Consider the following 26,463-nt stretch of genomic DNA (forward strand, 5'->3'; position numbering starts at 1 on the left):
TCAGCACGCCGCCACCTGCAACGGCGAGGGCGGCGCTGCCGGAAAGGACCGTCCGGCGCGACGGGTGGAAGTCGTGGATGGTCATGCGTAGTCCGTTCGGGGCCGTGCCGGCCGGTTGGTCCGGCTCCGGTTGTCTTGATGAACGGATGCTACGGAAAGGGCAGGTGGCTTGATTGCCTCATCGGAACGGCTTTTGCCGGTTCTGTGCATTGCGCTTGGCCGAACGCAAAAAGCCTTGAATCCCCTCTCCCCCCGGGGAGAGGGTTAGGGTGAGGGGGGCATTGGGAGGATCAGGGGGGATATGCGGCGCCTTGCGCACTTTGCAAAGCCACGCGGTGCGTCCCCCTCTCCCGCCCCCCTCTCCCCGGGGGGGAGAGGGGGGCGGGAGAGGGAACTAGTCAGCCAACGACACCCACGCTGCATTGCGCCGGCTGGACTCCACCGCGCCATGGATGAAGCGCACGCCGCGCACCCCGTCCTCCACTGTCGGCAGCGGCACGTCGGCGGCGGGCGGGCGGCCGTCCAGCCGGGCGGCGATGAGGTCGGCGGCGTCGCGGTAGATCTGAGCGAAACCTTCCAGATAGCCTTCCGGATGGCCGGCGGGGGTGCGGGAGATGGCGCTGGCGGCCGGCAGACTGCCGGCACCGGCGCGCAGCAGGGTGCGGGTCGGCTCACCCAGCGGGGTGAAGCGCAGTTCGTTGGGTTGCTCCTGCTGCCATTCCAGCCCGCCGGCCTCGCCGAAGACGCGCAGGCGCAGGCCGTTGGTGGTGCCGGGACAGACCTGGCTCGCCCACAGCATGCCGCGGGCGCCGCCGTCGAAGCGCATCATGATGTGGGCGTTGTCGTCCAGCCGCCGGTTGGGCACGAAGGCGGTCAGGTCGGCGGCAAGATCGGTGCAGTGCAGGCCGGTCACGAACTCCGCCAGATGGAAGGCGTGGGTGCCGATGTCGCCGATGCTGCCGGCGATGCCGCTCCGCTCCGGGTCGGTGCGCCAGGAGGCCTGCTTTTGCCCGCTGGCTTCGAGATCGGTCGCCAGCCAGTCCTGGGCATATTCGACCTGCACCACGCGGATTTTGCCCAGCATGCCGTCCGCGACCATGGCACGGGCCTGCCGGATCATCGGATAGCCGCTGTAATTGTGGGTCAGCACGAAGACGAGGTCGCGGCTGCGCACCAGTGCCGCCAACTCCTCCGCCTCCTCCACCGTATGGACCAGCGGCTTGTCGCAGATGACGTGGATGCCGGCCTCGAGGAACGCCTTGGCGGCTGGGTAATGCAGGTGGTTGGGCGTGACGATCGCAACGGCGTCGATGCCGTCGGGGCGTGCCGCCTCGGCTTTCGCCATGTCATGGAAGTCGTCGTAACAGCGGTCGGGCGCCAGGAACAGCTCCGCCCCGCTGACCCGCGCCCGTTCCGGGTTGGAGGACAGGGCGCCGGCGACCAGTTCATAGCGGTCGTCGATCCGGGCGGCGATGCGGTGGACCGCGCCGATGAAGGCGCCCTGGCCGCCGCCGACCATGCCCAGCCTCAAGCGCCTGGAGGCCGCGGGTGTTTGGTCCGCGCTCATGATGTCCCTTTCCCCAGACCGAGAATCCGGCGGTTGGCCGCCTCGTCGGTTCCGGCATCGGCGAAATCGTCGAAGGCGCGGTCGGTGACGCGGATGATGTGGTCCTGAATGAAGCGGGCGCCTTCGGCGGCTCCCTGCTCCGGATGCTTGATGCAGCATTCCCATTCCAGCACCGCCCAGCCGTCGAAGCCGTACTGGGTCAGCTTGGAGAAGATGCCGCGGAAATCGACCTGCCCGTCGCCCAGCGAGCGGAATCTCCCGGCCCGGTCCTTCCACGGCGCATAGCCGGAATAGACGCCCTGCCAGGGGGTCGGGTTGAACTCCGCATCCTTGACGTGGAACATGCGGATGCGGTCGTGGAAGACGTCGATGTAGCCGAGATAGTCCAGCTGCTGCAGGACGAAGTGGCTGGGATCGAACAGGATGTTGCAGCGCCTGTGCCCGTCCACCCGGTCGAGTAACATCTGGAAGGTGGTGCCGTCGAACAGGTCCTCGCCGGGGTGGATTTCATAGCAGAGGTCGCAGCCGGCCTCGTCGAAGGCGTCGAGGATCGGGCGCCAGCGCTTCGCCAGCTCGTCGAAGGCGGTTTCGATCAGGCCCGGCGGACGCTGCGGCCACGGGTAGAGATAGGGCCATGCCAGCGCACCGGAGAAGGTGGCGTGCGCGGTCAGGCCGAGATTGGCGGATGCCTTGGCGGCGAGATGCAGCTGTTCCACCGCCCAGGCCTGCCGCGCGTCGGGGCGGCCATGGACCTCCGCCGGGGCGAAGCCGTCATAGAGCGCGTCGTAGGCGGGGTGGACGGCGACCAGCTGGCCCTGCAGGTGGGTGGACAGCTCGGTCAACTCGACCCCGGCATCGGCGAGCGTGCCCTTGACCTCGTCGCAGTAGGTCTGGCTGGTGGCGGCCTTCTGCAGGTCGAACAGGCGGCGGTCCCAGCTGGGGATCTGCACGCCCTTGAAGCCGAGGCCGGCGGCCCAGCGGGCGATGGCGTCCAGCGAGTTGAACGGCGCGGCGTCGCCCGCGAACTGGGCGAGGAAGATCGCGGGGCCTTTGATGGTCTTCATGGGTTTTGGCTCCCTGATGGGGGGAGATGTCGGCTGGCGGTTGCCCCCTCCCTAACCCTCCCCCGCTCTCGGCCGGCCGAAGGCCGGTCCGATCGCGGGAGAGGGAACTGCCGCCGCTTCGCAGAAGGCACCCTCTCCCGCGAAGCGGGGGAGGGTCGGGGAGGGGGCAGCCGGCGCGGATGCTCAGTACGGCGAATCCGCGAAGTAGAACTCCTTCGCGTTTTCCTTGGTGATCAGTGACGACGGGATGATGTGGGTCGCCGGCAGCTTGTCGCCCTTCAGGCGGGCTTCGGCGGTCATCTTGATGGCGTCATAGATGAACTTCGGCGAATAGGACACGTCCGCATGGAGCAGCGGGTTGGAGCTGTCCATGATGGTCTTCACCATCGTCTTGGAACCCGCACCGCCGAACACCTCCTTGATGTCGGTCCGCTTGGCCTGCTCGATCGCCTTCAGCACGCCGAAGGCCATGTCGTCGTCGGCGGCCCAGATGACGTCGATCTCCTTGAAGCGGGTCAGGAAGTCCTGCGTCACCTTGAAGGCGTCGTCGCGGTTCCAGTTGGCGTATTTGGCGTCCAGGATCTTGATGCCGGGATGCTGCTTCATCACGGCGGTGAAGGCCTCCCACCGCTCGTTGTCGAGCGTGGTCGGGATGCCGCGGAGCGCCACGATGTTGGCCTTGCCGTTGTACTTCTTCGCGATGTATTCGGCCGGGATGCGGCCGAAGGCGGTGTTGTCGCCGGCGATGTAGGCGTCCTGGGCGCTCGGATCGGTCAGGCCGCGGTCGACGACGGTGACGTAGACGCCCTTCTTCTTGGCCTGCAGCACCGGCTGGGTCAGGGCGGCGGATTCGAAGGGGAAGATGACCAGAGAGTCGATCTTGGTCACCGTCACCAGATCCTGAAGCTGGTTCGCCTGCTCCGGCGCGCCGCTGGCGGTCTTGACGGTGATCTTCAGGGTGGGATGGGCCTTTTCAAGCTCCGCCTTCGCCTGATTGGCCCACCAGACGATGCCGCCGGTGAAGCCGTGGGTGGCGGCCGGGATGCTGACGCCCAGCTTCACCGGATCCGCCGCGAAGGCGACGCCGCCGAGGGCGACGGTCGCGGCCATGGCAACACCGGCGCCCAAGACAAGACGGCCCAACATTGAACGGCGGGAATAACGCGCAACTTCCGACATGACGTTTCTCCTCCTTATCGTTTTTAAGGACGCCGGCGCTGCAGGAAGGCGACGGCGATGATGACGCAGCCCTGGACCGCCGCGTTCAGATAGACGCTGATGATGCTGGTCAGGTTCAGGATGTTGCTGATGACCGACAGCAGCACCGCACCGATCACCGTCCCGGCGATCCGCCCCTCGCCCCCCTTGAAAGAGGTGCCGCCGACGATCACCGCGGCGATGGCCTCCAGTTCCCACAGCAGGCCGGTGGTGGGGGAGGCGGAACCCAGGCGCGGCACATACAGCACCGTGGCGATGCCGACGCACACGCCGAGCAGGCCGTAGGTCAGCAGCTTCACCCGGTCGACATCCACCGCGGCGAAGCGGGCCACCTGCTCGTTGGAGCCGATGGCCTGGACATAGCGGCCGAAGGCGGTGCGGTTCAGCAGAACGGCACCCGCCACCGACACGGCCAGGAAGACCCAGACCGGCACCGGAATGCCGAGCAGGCTGCCGTAATAGACCGGGCCGTAAGCCTCCGACAGATCGTTGTCCAGCGTGATGGCGCCGCCGTCGGCCAGCCAGGTCAGCACGGCGCGGAAGATGCCGAGCGTGCCCAGCGTGACGATGAAGGGCTCGATCCGCCCGCGCGTGACCAGATAGCCGTGCGCCAGCCCGAAGCCGCCGCCCAGCAGCAGCGCGAACAGCATGCCGAGCCCCACCACCGCAACCGGCGAAGCGACCGATGCGGCCAGCGCGTTCATCAGCAGGATCATCCCGCCGGCGATCAGCGCCGCCATCGACCCCACCGACAGGTCGATCCCGCCTGAGATGATGACGAAGCACATGCCGATGGAGATGATGCCGATGAAGGCCGTGCGGGTCAGCACGTTCATCATGTTGTCCCAGGTCGCGAAATCCGGGTTCAGCGCCGTGCCGACGATCAGCAGCAGCACCAGCCCGATGACCGGGCCGAAGCGGTGCGGATCGAACCGGCGCGCCGGCTTGGCAGTGGACACGACGCGGGCCTCAGTTGCGGGGGTGGGCGCTGACGTCGGTCCCGCTGGCATCTGTCCCGATGGCATGGGCAATCAACTCCTCTTCGCTGAGCCGGTCGGCGGGCACGGTCGCCGTCACCCGGCGCCCGCGCATTACGATCACCCGGTGGCAGAGCCCGATCAGTTCGATCAGTTCGGATGAGATCACGATCACGCCGCGCCCTTCGGCAGCCAGCCGCGCGATCAGGAAATAGATGTCCCGCTTGGCACCGACATCGACGCCGCGCGTCGGCTCGTCCAGCACGAAGACGCGGGGGTCGGGCTCCAGGAACTTGGCGATGGCCAGCTTCTGCTGGTTGCCGCCGGACAGGGACGATGCCGCCCCTTGCGGATCGCCACGGATGCCGAAGTTGGCCACCGCGTGTTCCAGAGCATTGGCCTCCGACGCCGGCGACAGCAGCGGCTGGGCGTGGTGGCGCAGCGTCATCAGGGTCAGGTTGTCGCGCAACCCCATCTTGACGTGCAGGCCCTTGCCCTTGCGGTCCTCGCTGAGATAGGTCAGGCCGTTGCGCATCGCCTCGCGCGGGGTGCGCAAGGACACCGGGCGGCCTTCGATCTCGATGGTGCCGCCGCTGCGCGGGCGCAGGCCCAGGATGCCTTCGAACAGTTCGGTGCGGCCGGCGCCGACAAGCCCGGCGAAGCCCAGAATCTCGCCGGGAGCGAGGTCGAAGCTGACATCCTCCGCCCAGCCGGGGACGGTTAGTCCGCGCACCGCCATCAGCGGCTTGCCGATGGCCGGGATGTGCTTGTCCGGGAACATGTCGGTCAACTCGCGCCCGACCATCAGCGTCGCCATGCGCTGGCGCGGCGTCTCGGCGGTGGGGGCGCGGGCGACGAAGCGGCCGTCGCGCATGACGATCACCTCGTCGGTGATGCGCTCCACCTCGTCGAGCTTGTGGGAGATGTAGACGATGGTGACGCCGTCTTGGCGCAGCCGGCCGATCAGCTTGAAAAGCCGGTCGCATTCGGATGGTGTCAGGCTGGCCGTCGGCTCGTCCATGATCAGCAGGCGGGCGTTGCGCAGCTGCGCCTTGGCGATTTCCACCAGCTGTTTCTCGGCGACGATCAGATCGCGGACCTTGGTGTCGGGGTCGCGGTCGAAGCCGACCTGCCGCAGGGCGTGGGCCGCCTGTTCGCGCATTGCGCGGTCGTCCAGCAGCCACCCCCGCTTGATCTCGTGGCCGAGGAACATGTTCTGGGCGACGGTGAGGTCGTCGGCAAGGCTGAGTTCCTGGTGGATCAGCACGATCCCCCGCTTCTCGGCGTCGCGGGAGCTTTTGAAGGTCACCGGCTGACCATCGATGCTGAGCGTGCCGGCGGTCGGCGCGTGATAGCCGGAGAGGATCTTCATCAGCGTCGATTTGCCGGCGCCATTCTCGCCCAGCAAGCCATGCACCCGCCCTGGATGCAGGTCGAAGCCGACGCCGTGCAGCACGCGCACGGCTCCAAATTCCTTGGTGATGCCGTCGAAGGCGACATGCAGGCTCATGGCTCCGCACCCCCTGACGGCCTGTCCACCGGCCGCGTTGTGGCGGGGCGGATGCCGTCCATGACGTTTCTCCCATCGCGGAGCGTGTCGTCCCGGAAGACGCCGCTTCGTCTGTTAAGCGGATGGTAAGCTCGTCGCTTTGGACAGACAATGGACGACTTCGAACATAATTTGGCAAAAGTGGGGTGGGTGTGGTAGGGATAGGGGTGGGTTGGTGCTGGCTTCGACTGCCCCCACCCTAACCCTCCCCCTCTTCGAGGGAGAGGGGACTGCCGCCGTCCTTCGCAGAATCCTCACCAAGAATCCTGCCCCCTCTCCCTCGAAGAGGGGGAGGGATGGGGAGGGGGCAAGAGCACTCCAGAAAGGCATTCCTCCATGGTTGACTGGCAACGTCTGTCGGACGGCGAGCGCGCCATGCTGGAGCGGCTTTTCTGGTCGGGCGGGCTGTCGCGCGGCGAAATGGCCTCGTCCGTCGACTTCTCCAAAAGCAAGGCCAACCTGGCGATATCCAGCCTGATCGGGCGCGAATTGATCGAGGAGGGCGGGGTGCAGCCCTCGTCCGGCGGGCGGCGGCCGGAGGTGCTGCGGCTGAGCCACCGCATGGGGGTGTTGGCGGGGATCGACATCGGCGCCACCAGCGTCGATGTGGCTCTGCTCGCGCCGGACATGACGGTGCTGGACCATCGGTCGGAACCGGCCGACGTCCGCGACGGCCCGGCCGTCCTGTTCGCACGCGTGCGAGATCTGCTGCGAGAGGCGCGGGAACGCTGTGGGATCGGTGCCGCGCAGGTGCTGGGGATCGGGGTCGGCGTGCCGGGGCCGGTCGCCTTCGACAGCGGCATGCTGGTCAACCCGCCGCTGCTGCCGGGGTGGGAGAGCTTTTCGATCCGCGACTGTCTTGCGCAGGACTATGCCGCCCCGGTCTTCGTCGACAACGACGTGAACATCATGGCGCTGGGCACCCATTGGCGCCTGCGCGGACAGCTTCAGAACTTCCTGGTCATCAAGATCGGCACCGGCATCGGCTGCGGCATTATCTGCCACGGCATGGTCTATCGCGGGCGCGACGGTTCGGCCGGCGACGTCGGCCATATCTGCGTCGATCCGCAGGGGCCGCTCTGCCATTGCGGCAATGCCGGCTGTGTCGAGGCGATGGCGGCGGGCCCGGCCATCGCCCGCATGGCGGAAGAGGCCGCCCGTGCCGGGGACAGCCCGCGGTTGATGGAGGTGCTGGAGCGCAACGGCGCACTGACCACCGTCGATCTCGGCAATGCCAGCCGGGCGGGCGACGCCGCCGCCAACGCCATCGTCCAGCAGGCCGGCGCCCATATCGGCCGGATGCTGGCTGCGGTGGTCAATTTCTTCAACCCGTCGCACATCTTCATCGGCGGCGGCGTCGCCCGGATCGGGCCGCTTCTGCTGGCCTCGATTCGGCAGAGCGTCTACCAGCGCTCGCTCGCCCTCTCCACCCGGCATCTCGACATCCAGTATGTGCCGGAGGTGGAAAGCGCCGGGGTGATCGGGGCGGCGGTGATGGCGGTGCAGGAAACCATGCTGGCGGGGGCGGGCAGGGAGCGGAACGGCCGTCCCTGATGCCGTCGCTGGCCCGCCCTGTTGTATGGAGTTACGCCGCGCGCACCGCGGTGATGAAGGACGTGACCTCGCCGCGCAGGGTTTCGGCCTCGCGGGCAAGGCTGCTGGCGGCGTCCAGCACGTCGGTGGCGGCGGAGCCGGTTTCCAGAACCGCCTGATTGACGCCGACGATGGTGGAGGACACCGATGTGGTGCCGCGCGCGGCCTCCGTCACGTTGCTGGCGATGTCGCGGGTGGCGGCACCCTGCTCCTCGATGGCGGCGGCGATGGTGGTGGTGATCTCGCTGATGCGGCCGATGGTCTGGCCGATGCCCTGGATCGCCTCCTGTGCGCCGCCGGTGGCGAGCTGAATCTCCCGCACCTTGGCCTGGATCTCGTCGGTGGCGCGCGCGGTCTGGCTGGCCAGCGCCTTCACCTCGCCGGCGACGACGGCGAAGCCCTTGCCGGCCTCTCCGGCGCGGGCGGCCTCGATGGTGGCGTTCAGCGCCAGCAGGTTGGTCTGGGCGGCGATGGTGTTGATCATCTCCACCACATGGCCGATCTGGTCGGCCGCCTCCACCAGGACGCGCATGGTGGTGTTGGTCTGTTCGGCCTGGGTCACCGCTTCGCCCGAGATGCGGGTGGAGGCGGCGATCTGTCGGCCGATCTCCAGGATGGAGGCCGACAGTTCCTCCGTCGCCGAGGCCACCGTCTGGACGTTGGCGGAGGCCTGTTCGGACGCCGCGGCGACGGCGGTCGCCTGCTCGCTGGCCTGGGAGGCCGTGGTGGACATGGCCCCGGCGGTGCCCTGCATCTCGGTGGCGGCCGACGCGACGGTCTCCACGATGTGCATCGCCTTGGCGTCGAAGTTGCGCATCAGCGCTTCCAGATGGGCCGCGCGCTTTTCCTTGGCGGCCTGTTCGCGCGCCTGTTCGGCGGCGAGCCTGTCGGCGGTGATCATGCTGTCGCGGAAGACGGTGACGGCCGCGGCCATGCCGCCGATCTCGTCGCTGCGGTCCAGTCCGGGGATCGCCACCGCCATGTCGCGGTCGGCCAGTCGGCGCATCGCGTCGGTCATGGAGCGGATCGGGTCGCTCACCCGGCGCTTGGCGACGATCAGCCCGACGATGGTCAGGGCGATGGCGATCACCACCAGAAGGCCGGCAATGACGGCGTCGCGCGCGGCATGGGCAGCCTGCGCATCGGCACGGGCGACCATCCGGTCCACCGCGGCAAGCGCTGCATCGACGATATAGCCCTGGCTGGTGGTGTCCTGCTGGCGCATCGTGCCGATCTCCACCGGCGACTTGCGTCCTTCGGCGAGCGCGGCGAGCACCGCCTTGCGCTGTTCGACCAGCGGACCTTCGAAATTCACCTTGGCCTTCTCGACCGCGCTGCGGATGGTGTCGGGCGTGTCGGGACGGGCGGCGGATTCCGTCACCAGGGTCCAGGCCTGGGTGGTGCGGCCGATAGCCTCCGCCACCGCCTGCGCGTCGGCCGCGGTCCAGGCTTGGCCGGTGGCGACCGCAGTCTGGATGCGCAGCGCCATGCCGCCGGCATTCAGCCGGGTGTTCCAGGCGGCGCGCTTGATGCCCAGCAGGTGATCGACCATCGGATCGGCCAGCTTCAGAGACGCGTCCAGCAGATCGGTGGCGGCGGTCAGCGCGTCGAGATAGGCGACCGGCGCCGTCGCCCAGGCCGCGGCCACCGACGGATCGCGCGCCGACTTGCCCTGCCGGAGGGCATCGTCGACACGCCGACGCAATTCGGCGAGCGTGTCGTGCGTGCTGCGCAGCTTTTCCGTTGCAGCCGGCAGGCCGGGAAGGTCGAGCCCGCCCAGCTTGGCGGCGATGGCGGCGTAGCCGGCCTCCGCCACCTCGCGGTTCGCGGAGATCTGGCGGAGTTCGGTGTCGCCGAGCGATCCTTCGGCCCCCAGCGCCGGTCCGACCAGCCCGCGCTCCAGCCGGATCGCCAGCAGCGTGCGCAGCAACTCTCGACTGGTCTCGCTGAGCGCGGCGACCCTGTCGGCGGTGCGCGTCCGGTTCACCACGTCGATCATCGTGTAGGTGCTGGTGGCGATCAGCAGCAGGCCAAGCGCGGCGACGACAAGGCCAAGCGTGGCGCGGATCGACAGCCGCGGAAGGAGCGTGATCATGGTCAGGTCCTGTCTATGCGAAGAGTTCCGGCCTGTGCGGAGGGAGCGGCCGTAACGCCGGCCGGCATGAGCCCGGGAGGTGTCCCAGTCCGTGCGGCAGTGGGCATTCGACGTAGTCCATGGTTTAAACCAAAGACAATAAAGGAAGCAGAGCGGTCAGCCCGGCTCTACCCTTATTGACAACTGGACAGTTCCTTCCGCCGGGGCATTCCTTCGACGTTGATATACTAGTATGTTAACTCATAAAATTTTGAGAATGCAGGCATATTCAAAATGTGGATCAAAATGCCGCAGCAGGTCCCGTGGAAACTGTCAGTAAAATTTGCAGAAATTTCGAATAAAAGAGCCAAGAGCGGGCTAGGCTACCTTGTGATGGTAAGGTGTGCGGGGGTTTTGCGATCAGTGTTTGTGCATCCCTCAACTTTGTTCGGACCGGGTGCTTTCATGAGGCTTCTGGCGCAACCCTGATTTGCTGGACTGCGCCGCTGAGCGTCAGTGAAAGCCGCCACTGTGACCACCGGGGCTTCCTCCCGGCCCGGCGCCTGATCCGGGACCATGTCCGCGGGGGCCCCTGCCTGGACCGCCACCGCGGCCGAAGCTGCTGCCGGGTGTGCCAGCCGGTCCCCTGTCCGGTCCGCTGAACCTGCTGCCGGCCGGCGAGGATGCACCGGGTGAAGGTAGGCTGCCGGCGCGCGCCGAGCCGGATGGTGCATCTGCGTCGGTGGCGGAGCGGCCGGGTTCCGGTGTCGGTCCATCCATGCCCGGCCCGCCCGGTGGGCCGTCAGGACGCTGACTTTCACGCGCCAGTCCGGCGGCGCGTGCCGCGGGGTCGGCGCCGGACAGCGACCGCCCGCCGAGGCGTGCGGCACCGAAGGTGCGGCTGCGGCCGAGTCCGCCGCCGGATGTCACCACGCTGTCGATCACCACCCGTGCCGGCGCCGCGCCGCGATCCGCCATGTCCAACCGGGGGCCGCCGGGGATCGCCGTCTGTCCCGACGAATCCACATAGGTTTCGACCGACAGTGCGCCGACTGCAGAGCCGAAGGGGTTGAAGGGATCCGGATCGACCGACAGCGCCGCGGTGCCGGAGGCATCCGCCGCAGCCAGAACTCCGGCGACGCGGACGAGGCTTCCGACCGGAGGCATGGCAGCGCTCACCCCGTGCCGAAGCGTTACCCCGGCGACGGTGAGAGTGGTGGGTGTGGCCGCATCCAGCCGGCCGCGCAGGATCCAGCCCCGGGCCGGGTCCCAGGGATCGACCCGGCTGGCATCGACGACGCCGTCCGGCCGGCGCAGGCCGGAAACGGCGACCCAACGGCCGGGGGTGAGCGCGGTGGTTCCCTCCGCATCGGCGAGGTCTATGCGCTGCCCCATCACCAGACCGCTGCCCCCTTCCGCCCGCTCCACCGGACCGGCCACGACATAGCGGACCTCCAGCGTGCGTGCGGTGAGCCCGGTCGGTCCGCCGGGGCTCGCCGTCATGGCGACCGTATGGCCGAGCCTGACCTCGCCGGGCTCCGCCGGCCGGCCTTCGATCTGCACCGCCGTGGTGGGCGGCAGATCGACCCGCAGGCCGTTGACCCAGACGCTGCCGAATGCGGTTACCGTGCCGATAATTCCCGTTTTGCCGATACCCGTGCCGCCGATCCCTCGGTCGGTGACCGAAATGCCGGTTCCCCCGATCCCACGATCCGCCACGCCTCCATCGCGGGAGGAGCCGTCGCGCAGAGGGCCGCAGCCGGCGGCAACCAGCAACAGCGTGAATACAAGGTTGCGGGCCAGCATGCCGGCCGGAAATCCGACCGGGCGACGAAGCGGGGGGCTGGCTGGATCGGTCACGACGGAGCCGTTTCCCCGCCTGAATCGGCGGCTTTCAGCGCAGGGGCGGGCGGTTCCGCCTCGTGATAGAGGTAGAGGCCGGCGGTGAAGCGGTGGTTGGCGTCCTCGCGGCCGGCATCCCCGTCGGCAAGGTCGGCGGCCATCCGATTCAACTCCACCAGCATCGCCATGCCCAGCCGGTCCGCCTCCCGGCGCAGGGCGGCGACGGACTCGGGGCTCAGCCGATCATAAGCCAGCGCCCGTTCCAGGAAGGGCGGTGCGCCGCCGGCCAGATTGTGCCCGGACGCCGCCAGATGGTCGGCAAGGTTGCGGCCATAATAATAGGCGAGCTTGTCCAAGTCGCCGCGCGGCACATGCGCCGCCGCAGCGAGTTCGAGCAGGCCGTCCGGCCGCTCCGCCACCAGCCCGGCATGCAGAAGTTCGTCCAGCAGGGCGCGCGGGCGGATGTCCTTGCTGATGCCGGTGACCAGCGTCTCGAAACTGTCCTTGCCATCGGCTGAAGCGGTGCGGGGCAGGGGGCGCGGCCGGCCGCCGGCATCGCGGTAGGCGGATTCGGTCAGCCAGCGGCTCAGCACCTGCGATCCGAACGACGGTGCCGCGGCGGCGGCGGCCTCCGCCGGCGGCGGAGCGTTGCGGATCTGGCTGACGTCCTTGCGGTGGACGCCGGTCAGCAGGGTGATGCGGCTGTCGGTCATCGGCTTCCCCGGCAGCGCGAAGCCTCGCTCCGCCACCTCGACATACACCGACTTCAGCAGGTTCGCCAACATCGGCCAGGATATCCCGAAGCCGATCAGCGTCCGCACCAGCGGCACCAGCACCCGGCGAACCGCCGTCAGCACCCCCGGCGGGGGAGCCGCCCCGGATAAGCCGGCCCCCTTCGGGCTGTCGGATGCGGGGTTGCGGGTCGGCACGCGCCGGAAACTCCAACAAAACTTGGGAATGACGAAGGCGATCATGCCCCGGGACAGAGCCGACAATAGCGCGGGTCAGCGGAAAGGGAATTACCTTTTCACTTGATGTGGGAAATTTTCCCACGCAACATGGCCGCGGTGCACCGGCTCCGCTCCGGCGCCTCGTTCCAGCGCCCCGTGGTGAAGGAGCGGCCGCCCGGCCGTAACCCGCATGAGCCTAGTATCGTTCGACCAGTCTCCCCACCGGGACTCACCGGCTCCATCCTCGGTCCTTCCTTTCCGAACGCGAGCGTCCGACATGGCGTCGTCCACCGCCCGTCACGCGGCCTTGAACCGATCCACCCTGGCCCGCAGCGGCTTGTTTGGAGCGCTGGCGAACCTGCTGGTGGCCGGCAGCGCGCTTTATGCCGGTCCGCTCCAGGTGGCCCTGTGGGACGGCGCGGGGAATGGTGCGCTGCTTGCTCTGGTCGCCGTCGCGTTGGGACTTTTCGCCCTCCATGCCCTGCTGGACTTCGCCCAGATGCGGGAACTGGCGCGGCTGATGCCGTCGGGGGGATCCGTGGCGTGGCTGGACCGCGTGTGGGTGCTGGAGGCCGTGTGGGCACCGGTCCATCTGGCGGTCCTGGCCTTGCTGCAGCCGCTGTTGGGTGCGCTTGCGATGGCCGGCGTCGCGGCGCTGGCGGCGATGATCGCCCTTGGCGCCACCGGACCGGCGAGCCCGATGACGGGGCGGTCGCAGGTCGGCCGGCTGGTCGGCGGCGACGGCTTCGGCGGTGCCGACCCCTTCCTGGCCGGTCTGCGCTTTTGCGAGACGGTCTACCGGGTGCTGATCGTCGGGATGGCCGCCGCACTGCTGATGCGGGGCGACCTGCAGCCCGGCCTGTTCGTCGCCGCGTCGCTGATCGGCATCGCCGCGATGCGCACCGCCTCCCGCGCCGCCGCCCGCTGGCATGGCGGATGTCAGGCAGTGGCCGCCATGCTGATGGCCGGCCGGATCTGAGCCGCCTCCACCTGATCCGGGCTGCTCGCAGAGAGGAACCCGTAGAGAGGAAAAGGCCGGTCCGCCCGGAAACGGGCGGCCGGCCTTTCGCTTGCGGGCCTCTGGCTTGTCTGGTCGGCGTCAGATCGCCGGCCAGGTCTCCGCCACCAGCCGGCGGACTTCGTCGGCGCTGTCGGTGCCCAGTGCCGCTTCGGCGACGCGGCGGCAGTCCTCCATGCGCAGGGTGCGGATGAAGGCCTTCAGGTCGGCGATCACCGCCGGGGTGGCCGACAGTTCAGTCACGCCCAGCCCGATCAGCAGCGGCGCCGCCATCGGGTCGGAGGCAGAGCCGCCGCAGACCGCGACCGTCCGGTCATAGGTCTTGGCCCCCATCACTGCGAGGCGGATCAGCCGCAGCACGCCCGGATGCAGGGCGTCGAGTTGGGCCGCCACATGCGGGTTTCCGCGGTCCATCGCCAGCACATACTGGGTCAGGTCGTTGGTGCCGATGGACAGGAAATCGGCCACCGCGCTGATGCGGTCGGCGATCAGCGCCGCGGCCGGCACCTCGATCATCGCGCCCAGTTCGATCGGTTCCGCGCGGCCGAGCCTCTCGCGCTCCTCGTCCACCATCCGGCGCACCGCCAGCAATTCCGACGGCGAGGCGATCATCGGCACCATGATGCGGCAGGCGCCTGCCGGCTTCACCCGCAGGATGGCGCGGATCTGCGCGCGCAGAAGCTCCGGTTCGCGCAAGCCCACGCGGACGCCGCGCAGGCCCAGCACCGGGTTCTCCTCCTTCGGCAGCGGCAGATAGGACAACGGCTTGTCGCCGCCGACATCCAGCGTGCGGATCACCACCGGCCGGCCTTCCAGCGCGTCGGCGATCTGCTGGTACTGCTGATACTGCTCGTCCTCCGTGGGTGCGGACTGGCGTTCCAGGAACAGGAATTCGGTGCGCAGAAGGCCGCAGCCCTCCGCCCCCTCCATCACGGCGCCGGGGGCGTCGCTGACCCGGCCCAGGTTGGCGAAGACCTCGATCCGCGTGCCGTCGGCCATGCGGCAGTCCTCGCCGGCGGTGCGGCGGTTCTCCTCGCGGCGCGCGGCGCGGGCGGCGACGGCGGTTCGCGTGGTCGCCAGCATGTCCTCCGGCGGGAAGACCAGCAGTTCGCCGCGGTTGCCGTCGATCACGACGGGGGCGCCGTCCGGCACCCGCTCCGCCTGCCGGCCGAGCGCCACCACGGTCGGCACGCCGAGCGCCGCCGCCAGGATGACGGCGTGGGAGGTCGGGCCGCCATGCACCATGCCGATGCCGGCCAGCCGTCCCGCCGGGACGCCGGCAAGGTCGGAGGGGAGGATTTCGTCGGCCAGAACGATGCTGCCGGCCGGCAGTTCCGCCAGACCGACGCTCGGCGCCTTGCCGGCCAGCACGGCCAGCACCTGCTGTTCCAGGTCGCGCAGGTCGGCCGCCCGTTCCGCCATGCGCGGGTCGGCCAGCGCCGCCAGCGCATCGGCCTGCAGCCGTGCTGTTCGCTGCCACGCCCATTCCGCGCTCTTGCTGGCGCGGATGTCGGCGAGCGCGCCGTTCAGCAGTTCCGGATCGTCCAGAAGCTCGCGGTGGGCCTGAAAGATGGCGGCGTGTTCCGGCATCCGTTCGGCCGAGCGGCCCAACTCCGTGATCACGCTGTCCAGCGCCCGACGCAGCCGCGGCTCCTCCACCGCCGGTCCGCCGCCCTCTTCCGCCACGCGCACGGCGCTGCGGAAGTGGCGCACGACGGTTCCCACCGCCTGCCCCGGCACGGCGATGGTGCCCTTCAGCAGAACCTCCTCGCCGGGGGCGAAGGGCGGGCCGATCTCCTCCTCCGCCGGTTGGGCCAAAATGGCGGCCGTGGGGGTGGCCAGGCCGGCGGCAGCCGGCGCGGACGCCGCCGCTCCGTCGACGACCGGATCGCCCAGCCCGCCTTCGATCAGCACGGCGATGCTCTCCGCCATGTCCTGGGCGCCGGGACCGGCGGCGCGCACGGTCAGCCGGTCGCCCAGCACGGTGCCGAGTCCCATCAGGGCGACGACGCTCTTGGCGTTCGCGCTGCGGTCGCGGCAGAGGATGGTAACGGTTCCGGGATAGGCCTTGGTGGCGGCGACCAGCGCCGCGGCCGGCCGGGCATGCAGCCCGTTGGCGATCGGCAGGACAACGCCGCGCTCACCCGTCTCGTCCGAGTCGGAAGCGGCGGCGGAAGCCACGGCATCGGCGCCGCTGCCGCCGTGGATGGTCATCGCCGGCTCGCCGACGGTGATCTCACGGTTGACGGACTGGCCGTCGACGGTGAAGCCGTCATTCACGACGACCATCATGCTGACCAGGCTCTGCGCCCGGCTTCCCACCAGATCCATGTCGAAGCTGATCAGCGGATCGCCGGCCTTCACCGCCTGCCCGTCGCGGACATGGGCGGTGAAGCCTTCGCCGTTCAGCCCGACGGTGTCGACGCCCAGATGCAGCAGCACCTCCGCACCGCTGGCGGCGCGCACGGTACAGGCGTGGCGCGCGCGGTGAATCGACAGCACGATGCCGTCGCAGGGGCTGCGCAACTCGTTCACGGTCGGGTCGATGGCCATGCCGGTCCCGACGAGCCCCTGGGCGAAGGCGGGGTCGGGAACCTCGGCCAGCGGCATGGCCCATCCGGCCAGCGGTGCTGCAAGCGTGATCGCGGTCATGATTGGTTGGTCCTCATTCTTAACGCATCGACCCCAGCGGGCGCCTTCGCGTCGGACGGCTGCGATCCTGGCACGGACGCCGGATCGTTTGTATGCGCGCAGACGCCGCATGGCCCAGGCGTAGTTCCCGCTATAGATTATCGAAACTTTCTGTCCGGAAAAGGCGGAAGCCTGCGGTCAATACGTTCCGGATCATGCGCATCCGGGATAAGCCTCAAGCCTTGCCTGACATGCTATGTCGCCTATGTCGTGAAACCTGTCCCCCTTGCGGGTTGTATTCCCGTCCGGGGATGACGATGTTGCCGCCGCCGGACAAATTGCGGGAGAGCCGCCATGGCCTTGAACCCCTTTGCGTTTCTACAGAAGATCGGCAAATCGCTGATGCTGCCGGTGGCGGTGCTTCCCGTCGCCGGTCTGCTGCTGGGCATCGGAGCGGCGAATTTTGAATGGATGCCGCCGCTGCTGTCGATGCTGATGAAGAATTCGGGCGACGTGATCTTCGGGAATCTTCCGCTGATCTTCGCCATCGGTGTGGCGCTCGGCTATACCGAGAATGACGGCGTGTCGGCCATCGCCGCCACCATCGGCTATATTGTGATGCTGGCCACGCTGGGCGTGATGACCACGGTCTGGGGGATGGAACCCAAGACCATCATGGGCATCAAGTCCATGGAAACCGGCGTGTTCGGCGGCATCCTGGCCGGCGGTCTTGCGGCGGCAATGTTCAACCGCTTCTACAAGATCGCCCTCCCGGCCTATCTCGGCTTCTTCGCCGGCAAGCGTTTCGTGCCGATCATCACCGCACTGGCCGCCATCGTGCTGGGCGTCGTGCTGTCGGTGGTCTGGCCGCCGATCCAGGGCGGCATCAACAGCTTCTCGCACTGGGCGGCGGTGAACGATCCGCGGTTGGCCGCGACCATCTACGGCTTCGTCGAACGCCTGCTGATCCCCTTCGGCCTGCATCACATCTGGAACGTGCCCTTCTTCTTCGAGATCGGATCCTTCCAGAACGCCGCGGGACAGGTGGTCCATGGCGACATCGCCCGCTATTTCGCGGGCGACCCGACCGCCGGCATCCTGTCCGGCGCCTTCCTGTTCAAGATGTTCGGCCTGCCGGCCGCGGCCATCGCCATGTGGCACGCCGCCAAGCCAGAGAACCGGGTGCGCGTCGGCGGCATCATGATCTCCGCGGCGCTCACCTCCTTCCTGACCGGCATCACGGAACCGATCGAATTCTCGTTCCTGTTCCTGGCGCCGGTGCTGTACCTGATCCACGCGGTTCTGGCGGCGACCTCGCAGTTCATCATGAATTCGCTGGGCGCCCATATGGGCTTCACCTTCTCCCAGGGCGGCATCGACTTCGTGCTGTTCAACGTGCTCAGCCCCTATTCGCAGAAATGGTGGCTGGTGCTGATCCTGGGGCCGGTCTACGCGGCGATTTATTACGTCGTGTTCCGCTACACCATCCAGGCGCTGAACCTGAAAACCCCCGGCCGCGAGGATGTGGCGGAGGGTGGCGCCACCGCCGCCACCGGCAGCGAACGGGCGCGCGACCTGGTGCTGGCCTTTGGCGGGCGCGGCAACATCTCCAACCTGGATGCCTGCATCACCCGGCTGCGCGTGGTGGTGCAGGACCCGGCCCGCGTCGACGAGGGCAAGCTGCGCGGCATGGGCGCCTCCGGCATCCTGCGGGTGCGCGACAGCGTGCAGGCGGTGTTCGGCACCCTGTCGGAGAATCTGAAGACGGAAATGCAGGAGTATCTGCGCAGTGCCGGTCCGGAAGCCGACGGTCCGGCCGCCATCGCGGCGCCTGTTTCCGCCAAGCCGACCGCCGCTTCGTCCTCGGCCGCTCCGGCCGCACCGCTGCCGACCGACCGCGCCGCCCGCCTCGCCGAGGCGCTGGGCGGTGCCGGCAACATCAAGACGCTCGCGGCCTTCGCCACCACCCGCCTGCGGATCGAACTGACCGATGCCGGCAAGGCGAATGCCGAGGCGCTGAAGAAGGCCGGCGTCCGTGCCGTGATGGGGTTGGGCGCCAACGGCCTCGACCTGATCGTCGGCAACGACGCCGACGCGCTTGCCGGCGCGCTGACCGGCCTGTTGCCGGGCGGGCGCCGCGCCGCCGAATAGCGCGAGTCTCATCTGGTATTCGACTGGTTTCATCATGCGGCGCGGCCTTCCCAGGTCGCGCCGCTTTTCTTTTGCATAGTGCGATTGCTGCTGAGATGCGATTCCACCAATGGGCGCTGGCCTCCGTCGCGATAAGGTCTTACATTGGTATCTATACCAGTCAATCGCGAGCGCCGCCATGACAGAGCAGAAGCCGCCCCGAAACCTCCCCCTGATGGCAACCGAGACGGCAGAGGCGCCCGCCGCGGTGGCGCGGCAGATCGAGCGTTGCGGCGCCGGCTTCGCCGAATTGGGGGAGCGGCTGCGCCGTCATCCGCCGCGCTTCGTCGTCACCTGCGCCCGCGGCAGTTCCGACCATGCGTCGGCCTACGGCAAATACCTGATCGAAACGCGCATGGGCCGGGCGGTGGCCTCCATCGGTCCATCCATCGCCTCGGTTTATGGCGGACAGCTGAGCCTGGAGGGTGCGCTGTTCGTCGCCGTCTCGCAGTCCGGCCGCAGCCCGGACCTGCTGCGGCTGGTGGAGGCGGCGAAGGCCGGTGGGGCGCTGGTGGTCGGCTTCGTCAATGCGGAGGATTCGCCGCTGGCGGACATGTGCGACCATTTCCTGCCGCTGTCGGCGGGGCCGGAGCGCAGCGTCGCCGCGACCAAGTCCTGTATCGCCTCGCTCGCCGCCTATCTGCAACTGGTCGCCCATTGGCAGGACGACCCGGCTCTGAAATCCACACTGGCCGCCCTGCCGGAAACGCTCGAGGCGGCGAAGGGGCTGGACTGGAAACCGGCTTTGATGCCGCTCGCCGGTGCGCGGAACCTTTATGTGCTGGGGCGCGGCGTCGGCTTCGGGGCCGCGCTGGAGATGGCGCTGAAGTTCAAGGAGACCTGCCGCCTGCATGCGGAAGCCTTCAGCGCCGCGGAGGTCGTCCACGGCCCGCTGGCGCTGGTCGGTCCGGGTTTCCCGGTGCTGGCCCTGACTCAGGCCGACGCGGCGGAACCGCACACCCGCGCGGTGGTGGACCGCATCGTCGGGCTGGGGGCCGCCGTCGCCACCACGGAAAGCGGCCTTGACGGTACCACCCTGCTGCCCAGCCTGCCGGATCTGGCGCCTGAGGCCGCGCCGCTGGCAGCGTTGCAGAGCTTCTACGGCGCGGTCCATGAACTGGCGCTGGCCCGCGGCATCGATCCCGACAGCCCGCCCAACCTCGCCAAAGTGACGAAGACCGTCTGATGCGACAGCTCCTGACCGGCGCCCGGATTTTCACGGGCGAGACCATCCTCGACGACCGCAGCCTGCTGGTTGGGGATGGCCGCATTCTCGACATCGTCGCCCCCGGCCGCACTCCGCCGGACATCGACCGGACGGTGGCGCTGGAGGCGGGCGACCTGCTGGCCCCCGGCTTCGTCGACATCCAGGTCAATGGCGGCGGCGGCGTGCTGTTCAACGAGCAACCGACGCCGGAGGCGACGCTTGCCATCGCCGCCGCGCACCGGCGCTTCGGCACCACCGGCCTGCTGCCGACCATCATCACCGACACGCCCGAATGCCATCGCGCCGCCGCCGAGGCGGCGGTGACGGCGGTGGCGCAACCCGGCAGCGGCGTGCTGGGCATCCATTTCGAAGGGCCGTTCATCAGCCCGCAGCGGGTGGGCGCCCATGACCCGCGCTTCGTCCGTGCGCCGGACGAGGCCGATCTAGACTTCATCGGCGGCCTGCCGGCGCGGATGCCGGGCGGCCGGGTGCTGCTGACCCTGGCGCCGGAATGCGTGGAGGACGCGGCCCTGTCGCGGCTGATGGCGGCCGGGGTGATCCTGTCGGTCGGCCACACGATGGCGAGCGCGGAGCGGGTGGTGGAGGCCTTCGACCTCGGCGTGCGCGGGGTGACGCACCTCTACAACGCCATGCCCGGCATCGCCAATCGCCAGCCCGGTCCGGCCGGTGCGGCGCTGGGCGACGGGCGGCCCTGGTGCGGGCTGATCGCCGACGGGCATCACGTCCATCCGCTGATGATGCGTGCGGCGCTGGCCGCCCGGCCGCGCGGCCGGATGATGCTGGTGACCGACGCCATGCCGCCGACCGGCACCGATGCGGATCGCTTCGACCTGAACGGCCGGACCATCTACCGGCGCGACGGCCGGCTGGTGCTGGCGGATGGGACGCTGGCTGGCGCCGATCTCGACATGGCGACGGCGGTGCGCAATGCCGGGACGCTGATCGGCCTGCCGCTGGAGGAGTCGCTGCGCATGGCGTCGCTCTATCCGGCGGAGTTCTTGGGGATGGTCGGCGAGCGGGGGAGGATCGTGCCGGGCTGGCGGGCGGATCTGGTGCTGCTGCGGCCAGACTTGACGGTGCGCGGGACTTGGGTTGACGGGGAATGGCGGGGGGCTTGAGGTGGATTGGGAATGGGTGGGTGTCGGCTGACGATGCCCCCTCCCCAACCCTCCCCCGCCCTCGGCCGACCAAAGGTCGGTCCGATCGCGGGAGAGGGAGTTGAGTGCAAGTGCGGCGGAGTTCCCTCTCCCACCGAAGGTGGGGGAGGGCTAGGGAGGGGGCATTCGAAGCCTGAACTCCAAGGACCCTTCAGCCCCCCACCGCGATGATCTCCAACCCATCCTCGTCCACCCGCACCCGCAGCGCCGTCAGGTCGGGCAGGCACAGATTCTCGCCCAGTTCATGCGCCGGCAGGGTGGTGGTCAGGGCGATCACCCAGGCGCCGGCGGCGTTTCCGGCCGCCAAGCCGGCCGGGGCGTCCTCGAACACCACGGTCTCGCGCGGGTCGAAGCCCAGCTTCTCGGCGGCGGTGCGGTAGCCTTCGGGGTGGGGCTTGCCCTGGGTGACGTTGTCGGCGCCGATCAGCAGGTCGGGCAGGGGCAGGCCGGCCTGGGCGATCCGCTTTCTCGCCATGTCCTGCGGCGCGGAGGTCACCACCGCCCAGCGATGGCGCGGCAGCGATTGCAGAAGCTCCAGGGCGCCGGTAACGGCACGCACGCCTTCGGTGTCGTTGGTGTAGCACTCCTCCACCAGACGCACCTCTTCGTCGATGTCGGCACCGGCGGGGGCGAAGCGGCGGACGGTCTCGATGCTGCGGACGCCGTGGCAGACGGCCAGGATGGCGTCGGGATCCAGATCGTGCCGGGCCGCCCAGCTGCGCCAGGAGCGTTCCACGGGACCCGTGGTGTCGATCAGGGTTCCGTCCATGTCGAACAGGATGGCGCGGACACGGAACGGGGTATCAAGGGCAGGCTTCATCGCGCGCTCTCGTCAGGATTTTTCTGCGTGGGAGGGGATGATCCGCAGGGATCAGGCCAGCGACAGCTCCACGACGAAGTCATAGGCGTCGCCGCGGTAGTGGGAACGGACGAACTCCAGTGGAGTTCCGTTCTCCAGGAAGGTGCGGCGCTCAATGTAAAGGGCGGGGGCGCCGTCGGGAACCCCCAGAAGCGCCGCCTGATCCACCGGCAGGCGAATGGCAGACAAGCGTTGCAGGGCACGGAAGGGCGGATGGCCACGCCCGCGCAGGATCTCGTACAGGGAGCCCTGCACCAGTTCCGGATCGGGCAGGAAGCAGGATGGCAGGGCGCTGAGTTCGATGGCGAGCGGCGTTCCGTCGGCCAGACGCAGCCGGTGCAGCCGCACCACCTCCGCCCCTGGACGCAGTCCCAGCGCCATCGCTTCTTCCGGAGTCGCCGTTCCGACGGAACGGGTGAGCCAGCGCGAGTCCGGTTTCAGCCCACGCCCGCCGATGTCCTCGGTGAAGCTGGTCAGCGCCGACAGGCGCTGTTCCACATGAGGGCTGCGGTTGATGAAGGTGCCGGCTCCCTGGCGCTGGTGCAGCAGCCCTTCCGCGATCAGCTCCCGCAAGGCCTTGCGCACGGTGACGCGCGACACGCCGAAGGTTTCCGCCAGCTCGCGCTCGCCGGGCAGGGCATCCTGGTCGGTCAGGCGCCCTTCGACGATCAGCGTCCGCAGATGCCGCGCCAGCTGAAGGTAGAGCGGCAGCGGCAGGGCATCCGACAGGGCGGTCGGGTCGAACGGGGCCGCGGCGGCGGCTGTGGACATCGGCAACCACTCCAATGCTCTGGGACGAGCATGATACCACTGAAAGGCCAATGGGCAACAGCCGCCGGGGGATTCCCTGAAAGAGGCAAAGGCGAACAACCAGATTGCGATTGCGGACAGACCGGATTTTGGTATGCTGCACATACAGTCCAATCTAATACCACCGGCGGCCGGCAGGCGGTCGGGAATGGGGCGCCCGCCATGGGCGGCGAGCAGAGCGGGAGCAGCGGGAATGGCGGGCGGCACGGAGGATACGGCGTACCGGTACAGCCGGCTGGACGTGTGGCCGGCCGACGAACTGATGACGGCCCTATGGGAGGGGCAGACTCGAGCGCTCGCCGCCTGTGCACCCGCCCTGCCGGCCGCCGCCGCCGCCGTGGAGGCCGCGGCGGACCGCCTGTCCGGCGGGCGCGGGCGGCTGGTCTATGCCGGCGCCGGGTCTTCGGCCATGGTCGCGGCGCTGGACGGGCTGGATCTGGGGCCGACCTTCGACTGGCCGGCAGAGCGGCTGGTCCTGCTGATCGCAGGCGGGCTCGACCTGTCGCGCGGGCTGACCGGTGCGGCGGAGGATGACGAGGATGCCGGCCGGGGCGAAGCGGCCCGTGTGGGCATCGCCGCGGAGGATGTCGTCGTCGGCCTGTCGGCCAGCGGGGCCAGCGCCTACACCGTCGGCGTTCTCCGCGCCGCGCGGGAGGCGGGGGCCCTGACCATGGCGATCGCCAGCAGCGCCGGGTCCCCGTTGTTGCAGGCGGTGCAGCATCCCATCCTGACCCTGACGGGGCCGGAGGTGATCGCCGGGTCCACCCGCCTGGGTGCCGGCACTGCGCAGAAGGTGGTGCTGAACCTGTTTTCGACCGGCGTGATGACCGCGCTCGGCAACGTCTACGACAACCTGATGATCAATGTCCGGCCGGAGAACGCCAAGCTTCGCCGCCGCTGCGCCGCCATGGTCGCGCGCATCGCGGGGGTGGACGAAACAGCGGCCGGTGCGGCGCTGGAGCGGCATGGCGATGTCCGCCGCGCCGTGCTGGGCCTTGCCGGTCTGGACAATGCCGACATCGACCGACTGCTGATCGAGACCGGCGGCAACCTGCGCCGGGCGATGGAACGCGCCGGGCTGACAACGCGAATATGACCAACATGACAGACCCGGCACCCTGAGGCCGGAGTCCGTTTCACTGGGAGACGTCCGAATGTCTGCTGATCGTTTTTCGGGCGACCGTTTTTCGGGCGTCCAGAGGCTCGGGCGGGCGTTGATGCTGCCGATCGCCGTGCTGCCCATCGCCGGGCTGCTGCTGCGCATCGGCCAGCCCGACCTGTTGAACATCGCCTTCATCGCCGCGGCGGGCGACGCCGTTTTCTCCAACCTGGGCGTCCTGTTCGCCGTCGGCATCGCCATCGGCTTTGCCCGCGAGAACCATGGCGCGGCCGGGCTGGCCGGTGCGGTGGGATATTTCGTGGCGGTGAAGGGCGCCGTCGTGCTCAGCGGAGTGCCGCCGGAGCTGGTGGCGAAGATGTCCAGCCGCATCAGCATCCCCGTCGGCATCCTGATCGGCATCATCGCCGGCCAGCTCTATAACCGGTACAAGGACATCAAGCTGCCGGACTATCTCGCCTTCTTCGGCGGGCGGCGCTTCGTGCCCATCGTCACCGGTCTGGCGGCTCTGGGGATCGCACTGGTCTTCGGCTATGGCTGGCCCATCGTCGATGCGGGCTTGAGCGCGCTGACCACCGGCGTGCTGGGGCTGGGCAAGCTGGGGCTGTTCCTCTACGGCGTGCTGAACCGGGTGCTGATCATCACCGGCCTGCACCACATCATCAACAACATCGCCTGGTTCCTGCTGGGCGACTACCAGGGCGTCACCGGCGACCTGAACCGCTTCTTCAAGGGCGATCCGGCGGCCGGCGCCTTCATGGCCGGCTTCTTCCCGGTGATGATGTTCGGCCTGCCCGCCGCCTGCCTCGCCATGTACCACACGGCCAAGCCGGAGAACCGCGCGGCGGTCGGCGGCGTGCTGCTGTCGATGGCGCTGACCGCCTTCCTGACCGGCGTGACGGAGCCGGTGGAATTCGCCTTCATGTTCCTGGCGCCGGTGCTGTTCGCGGTCCACGCCGTGTTGACGGGCCTGTCGATGGTGCTGATGGATGTGCTGAACGTGAAGCTGGGCTTCGGCTTTTCGGCCGGCCTGTTCGACTATGTGCTGAATTACGGCAAGGCGACCAACCCGATCCTGCTTCTGCTGGTGGGTGCGGTCTATTTCGTGGTCTATTACACTCTGTTCCGCTTCGTCATCCGGCGCTTCGACTTGAAGACGCTGGGTCGCGACGATGTCGCCATCCCCGCCGGGCAGGCGGCGCCGGCCGTCCATGCGCCGACACCCGCGGCGGCGGCGAGCGACCGGGCCGGCGCCTATGTCGCGGCACTGGGCGGGGCCGGCAATCTGCGCTCGGTGGAGGCCTGCACAACGCGCCTGCGTCTGGCCGTCGCCGACGCCGCCCGCATCGACGAGGCGGAACTGAAGCGACTGGGTGCCCGCGGCGTGGTGAAGCCGTCCGCCAACTCCGTGCAGGTCATCGTCGGGCCCATCGCCGACCAACTGGCCGGGGAGATCCAGGATACGCTGAACATCTCGGCCGGCATGAGGGTTTGATTGGAGGTTGCTGGGCAATAGCTTGAAGCCTGGCAAGGAGTTGCGAAGCCCCTCTCCTGCAAGGGGAGAGGGGCTTTTCATTTTTGGACTCGTACCCCGTCAGGCCGGCTCCGGTTCGTCGGCGAAGATCGCCTTCAGGTCGATCCGGGTGTCGGTCTTGGCTTCCAGATCCAGCTGACGCTCGACCTCGTCGAGGTGCTCGATCATCAGTGCGGTCGCCTCTCCGGGCGCATTGCCGATGAGAGCGGCGATCAGGCGGCGGTGGTCGTCGGCTGAGCAGGTGTGCGACGAGCGCCGTTCGAAGGCCGCGATGGCAAGGCTGGAGCGGTCGATCAGGTCGGCCAGAATCCCCGTCAGCGTCGCGTTGCCGGCGAATTCCGCCAGCAGCAGGTGGAACTGGCCGGACAGCCGGATCATCGCCTTGCGGTCGGCCGCAAGCTCCGCGGCATCCTCCAGCGCGCCATGGCCGCGCAGCTTTTCCAGCACATCGTCGGGCAAGGGGCGCGGCATCCGTTCGAGCCGTTCCATGATCGCGCGTTCGATCACCCGGCGGGCTTCGAACACCTCGCGCGCCTCCTTCGGCGTCGGCTTGGCGACGAAAGCGCCGCGGTTGGGGATCAGCGTCACAACGCGCCGCTGCGCCAGCAGAAGCAGAACCTTGCGCACCCGTTCCCGACTGACCCCGAACGCTTCCGCCAGGCTTTCCTCCGTCAGCTTGGTGCCGGGCGGCAGGCGGCGGTCGGCGATCGCCTCGCCGATGCTGCGGACGATGCGGGTTTCGGCGCTGGCGCGGGGCGTGCGGCGGGCTGGCTTGGCGGGCGCGGCGGTCGTCATTGGCTGGCAGGGTGCTTTTAACGGTGTGCGGGAAACGTACTGCAGATTGTGCACAAACCGGGCCAGCAGGAAAACGGCAATCTCCCGAGTGGCGCAGCGGTGAATGCCGGGAGCAACGCTGCTCAAATTATCGCCATTGCGCCGAATCGCTGCACAAATGCCGAGCCGTTGCGCAATTGAGCATCGGAAAACCGGCTGATTCCCGGCCTTCCACCGCTGGCACGCGGCATGCACAAGGCGAACCGGTCACAAACGACCGCGCAGATTGTGCACAATTCTGGAGGCGCTCA

Annotated in this window: 19 protein-coding genes; 7 read left to right on the forward strand and 12 right to left on the reverse strand. The window is 68.7% G+C overall.

Going from position 1 to position 26,463, the window contains the following annotated elements:
- Positions 1-394: 394 nt before the first annotated feature.
- From VD964_RS22390 to VD964_RS22410, 5 genes are all read right to left on the reverse strand, one after another.
- Positions 395-1,567 carry a Gfo/Idh/MocA family oxidoreductase gene (locus tag VD964_RS22390; RefSeq protein ID WP_324870707.1) on the reverse strand — a complete coding sequence of 391 codons (1,173 nt, stop codon included), beginning with the start codon at positions 1,565-1,567 and terminating at the stop codon, positions 395-397.
- Positions 1,564-2,631, reverse strand: coding sequence for a sugar phosphate isomerase/epimerase (locus VD964_RS22395; protein WP_324870708.1), 1,068 nt, complete (start codon positions 2,629-2,631; stop codon positions 1,564-1,566). The genes VD964_RS22390 and VD964_RS22395 overlap by 4 nt, the downstream gene beginning before the upstream one ends.
- A gap of 183 nt (positions 2,632-2,814) precedes the next feature.
- Positions 2,815-3,741 carry a substrate-binding domain-containing protein gene (locus tag VD964_RS22400; protein ID WP_324870709.1) on the reverse strand — a complete coding sequence of 309 codons (927 nt, stop codon included), beginning with the start codon at positions 3,739-3,741 and terminating at the stop codon, positions 2,815-2,817.
- A 92-nt stretch (positions 3,742-3,833) separates the two neighbouring features.
- Entirely contained in the window at positions 3,834-4,808 is a 975-nt protein-coding gene (locus tag VD964_RS22405; RefSeq protein WP_324870710.1) for an ABC transporter permease, read from the reverse strand.
- Between the two features lie 10 nt (positions 4,809-4,818).
- Positions 4,819-6,336 (reverse strand): sugar ABC transporter ATP-binding protein, encoded by a 1,518-nt coding sequence (locus VD964_RS22410; RefSeq protein ID WP_324870711.1) that lies wholly within the window; start codon positions 6,334-6,336, stop codon positions 4,819-4,821.
- Positions 6,337-6,711: 375 nt separating this feature from the next.
- Between VD964_RS22410 and VD964_RS22415 the strand changes: the two genes are divergently transcribed.
- Positions 6,712-7,929 carry an ROK family protein gene (locus VD964_RS22415; RefSeq protein ID WP_324870712.1) on the forward strand — a complete coding sequence of 406 codons (1,218 nt, stop codon included), beginning with the start codon at positions 6,712-6,714 and terminating at the stop codon, positions 7,927-7,929.
- A gap of 31 nt (positions 7,930-7,960) precedes the next feature.
- Here VD964_RS22415 and VD964_RS22420 read toward each other — a convergent pair whose 3' ends face one another.
- The 3 genes from VD964_RS22420 to VD964_RS22430 form a co-directional block, all read right to left on the reverse strand.
- Positions 7,961-10,063: a HAMP domain-containing methyl-accepting chemotaxis protein gene (locus tag VD964_RS22420; RefSeq protein ID WP_324870713.1), complete on the reverse strand. Its 2,103-nt coding sequence runs from the start codon at positions 10,061-10,063 to the stop codon at positions 7,961-7,963.
- A 492-nt stretch (positions 10,064-10,555) separates the two neighbouring features.
- The gene (locus VD964_RS22425; RefSeq protein ID WP_324870714.1) at positions 10,556-11,848 is read right to left on the reverse strand and encodes a DUF5666 domain-containing protein; all 1,293 of its coding nucleotides are present in this window, start codon (positions 11,846-11,848) and stop codon (positions 10,556-10,558) included.
- Positions 11,849-11,898: 50 nt separating this feature from the next.
- Positions 11,899-12,813, reverse strand: a complete 915-nt coding sequence (locus tag VD964_RS22430) for a DUF6502 family protein (protein WP_324870715.1) — start codon at positions 12,811-12,813, stop codon at positions 11,899-11,901.
- Positions 12,814-13,111: 298 nt separating this feature from the next.
- Here VD964_RS22430 and VD964_RS22435 point away from each other — a divergent pair, with 298 nt between their 5' ends.
- Positions 13,112-13,813, forward strand: coding sequence for a hypothetical protein (locus tag VD964_RS22435; protein ID WP_324870716.1), 702 nt, complete (start codon positions 13,112-13,114; stop codon positions 13,811-13,813).
- Positions 13,814-13,933: 120 nt separating this feature from the next.
- On the opposite strand, the gene ptsP is transcribed toward VD964_RS22435, so the two are convergent.
- Positions 13,934-16,504 (reverse strand): phosphoenolpyruvate--protein phosphotransferase, encoded by a 2,571-nt coding sequence (gene ptsP / locus VD964_RS22440; RefSeq protein WP_324870718.1) that lies wholly within the window; start codon positions 16,502-16,504, stop codon positions 13,934-13,936.
- A gap of 333 nt (positions 16,505-16,837) precedes the next feature.
- Between ptsP and ptsG the strand changes: the two genes are divergently transcribed.
- The 3 genes from ptsG to nagA all read left to right on the forward strand — a co-directional run bounded on the left by ptsG (position 16,838) and on the right by nagA (position 21,019).
- The gene (gene ptsG / locus VD964_RS22445; RefSeq protein WP_324870719.1) at positions 16,838-18,634 is read left to right on the forward strand and encodes a PTS glucose transporter subunit IIBC; all 1,797 of its coding nucleotides are present in this window, start codon (positions 16,838-16,840) and stop codon (positions 18,632-18,634) included.
- A gap of 214 nt (positions 18,635-18,848) precedes the next feature.
- Complete coding sequence (locus VD964_RS22450; protein ID WP_324870720.1) at positions 18,849-19,859, forward strand: SIS domain-containing protein; 1,011 nt, start codon at positions 18,849-18,851, stop codon at positions 19,857-19,859.
- Positions 19,859-21,019 (forward strand): N-acetylglucosamine-6-phosphate deacetylase, encoded by a 1,161-nt coding sequence (gene nagA / locus VD964_RS22455; RefSeq protein ID WP_324870721.1) that lies wholly within the window; start codon positions 19,859-19,861, stop codon positions 21,017-21,019. Before VD964_RS22450 ends, nagA begins: the two co-directional genes overlap by 1 nt.
- A gap of 190 nt (positions 21,020-21,209) precedes the next feature.
- On the opposite strand, the gene VD964_RS22460 is transcribed toward nagA, so the two are convergent.
- Both VD964_RS22460 and VD964_RS22465 read right to left on the reverse strand, forming a co-directional pair.
- The gene (locus VD964_RS22460) at positions 21,210-21,878 is read right to left on the reverse strand and encodes an HAD-IA family hydrolase (RefSeq protein ID WP_324870722.1); all 669 of its coding nucleotides are present in this window, start codon (positions 21,876-21,878) and stop codon (positions 21,210-21,212) included.
- Positions 21,879-21,929: 51 nt separating this feature from the next.
- Positions 21,930-22,688 carry a GntR family transcriptional regulator gene (locus tag VD964_RS22465; protein WP_324870723.1) on the reverse strand — a complete coding sequence of 253 codons (759 nt, stop codon included), beginning with the start codon at positions 22,686-22,688 and terminating at the stop codon, positions 21,930-21,932.
- A gap of 232 nt (positions 22,689-22,920) precedes the next feature.
- Here VD964_RS22465 and VD964_RS22470 point away from each other — a divergent pair, with 232 nt between their 5' ends.
- Positions 22,921-23,823, forward strand: a complete 903-nt coding sequence (locus VD964_RS22470) for an N-acetylmuramic acid 6-phosphate etherase (protein ID WP_324870724.1) — start codon at positions 22,921-22,923, stop codon at positions 23,821-23,823.
- A gap of 58 nt (positions 23,824-23,881) precedes the next feature.
- On the forward strand, positions 23,882-25,339 hold the full coding sequence (gene nagE / locus VD964_RS22475; protein WP_324870725.1) for an N-acetylglucosamine-specific PTS transporter subunit IIBC: 1,458 nt from the start codon (positions 23,882-23,884) through the stop codon (positions 25,337-25,339).
- Between the two features lie 99 nt (positions 25,340-25,438).
- Here nagE and VD964_RS22480 read toward each other — a convergent pair whose 3' ends face one another.
- On the reverse strand, positions 25,439-26,173 hold the full coding sequence (locus VD964_RS22480) for a GntR family transcriptional regulator (protein WP_324870726.1): 735 nt from the start codon (positions 26,171-26,173) through the stop codon (positions 25,439-25,441).
- Positions 26,174-26,463 lie beyond the last annotated feature (290 nt).

It is taken from the genome of Azospirillum sp. (assembly GCF_035628975.1).
GTDB lineage: Bacteria > Pseudomonadota > Alphaproteobacteria > Azospirillales > Azospirillaceae > Azospirillum.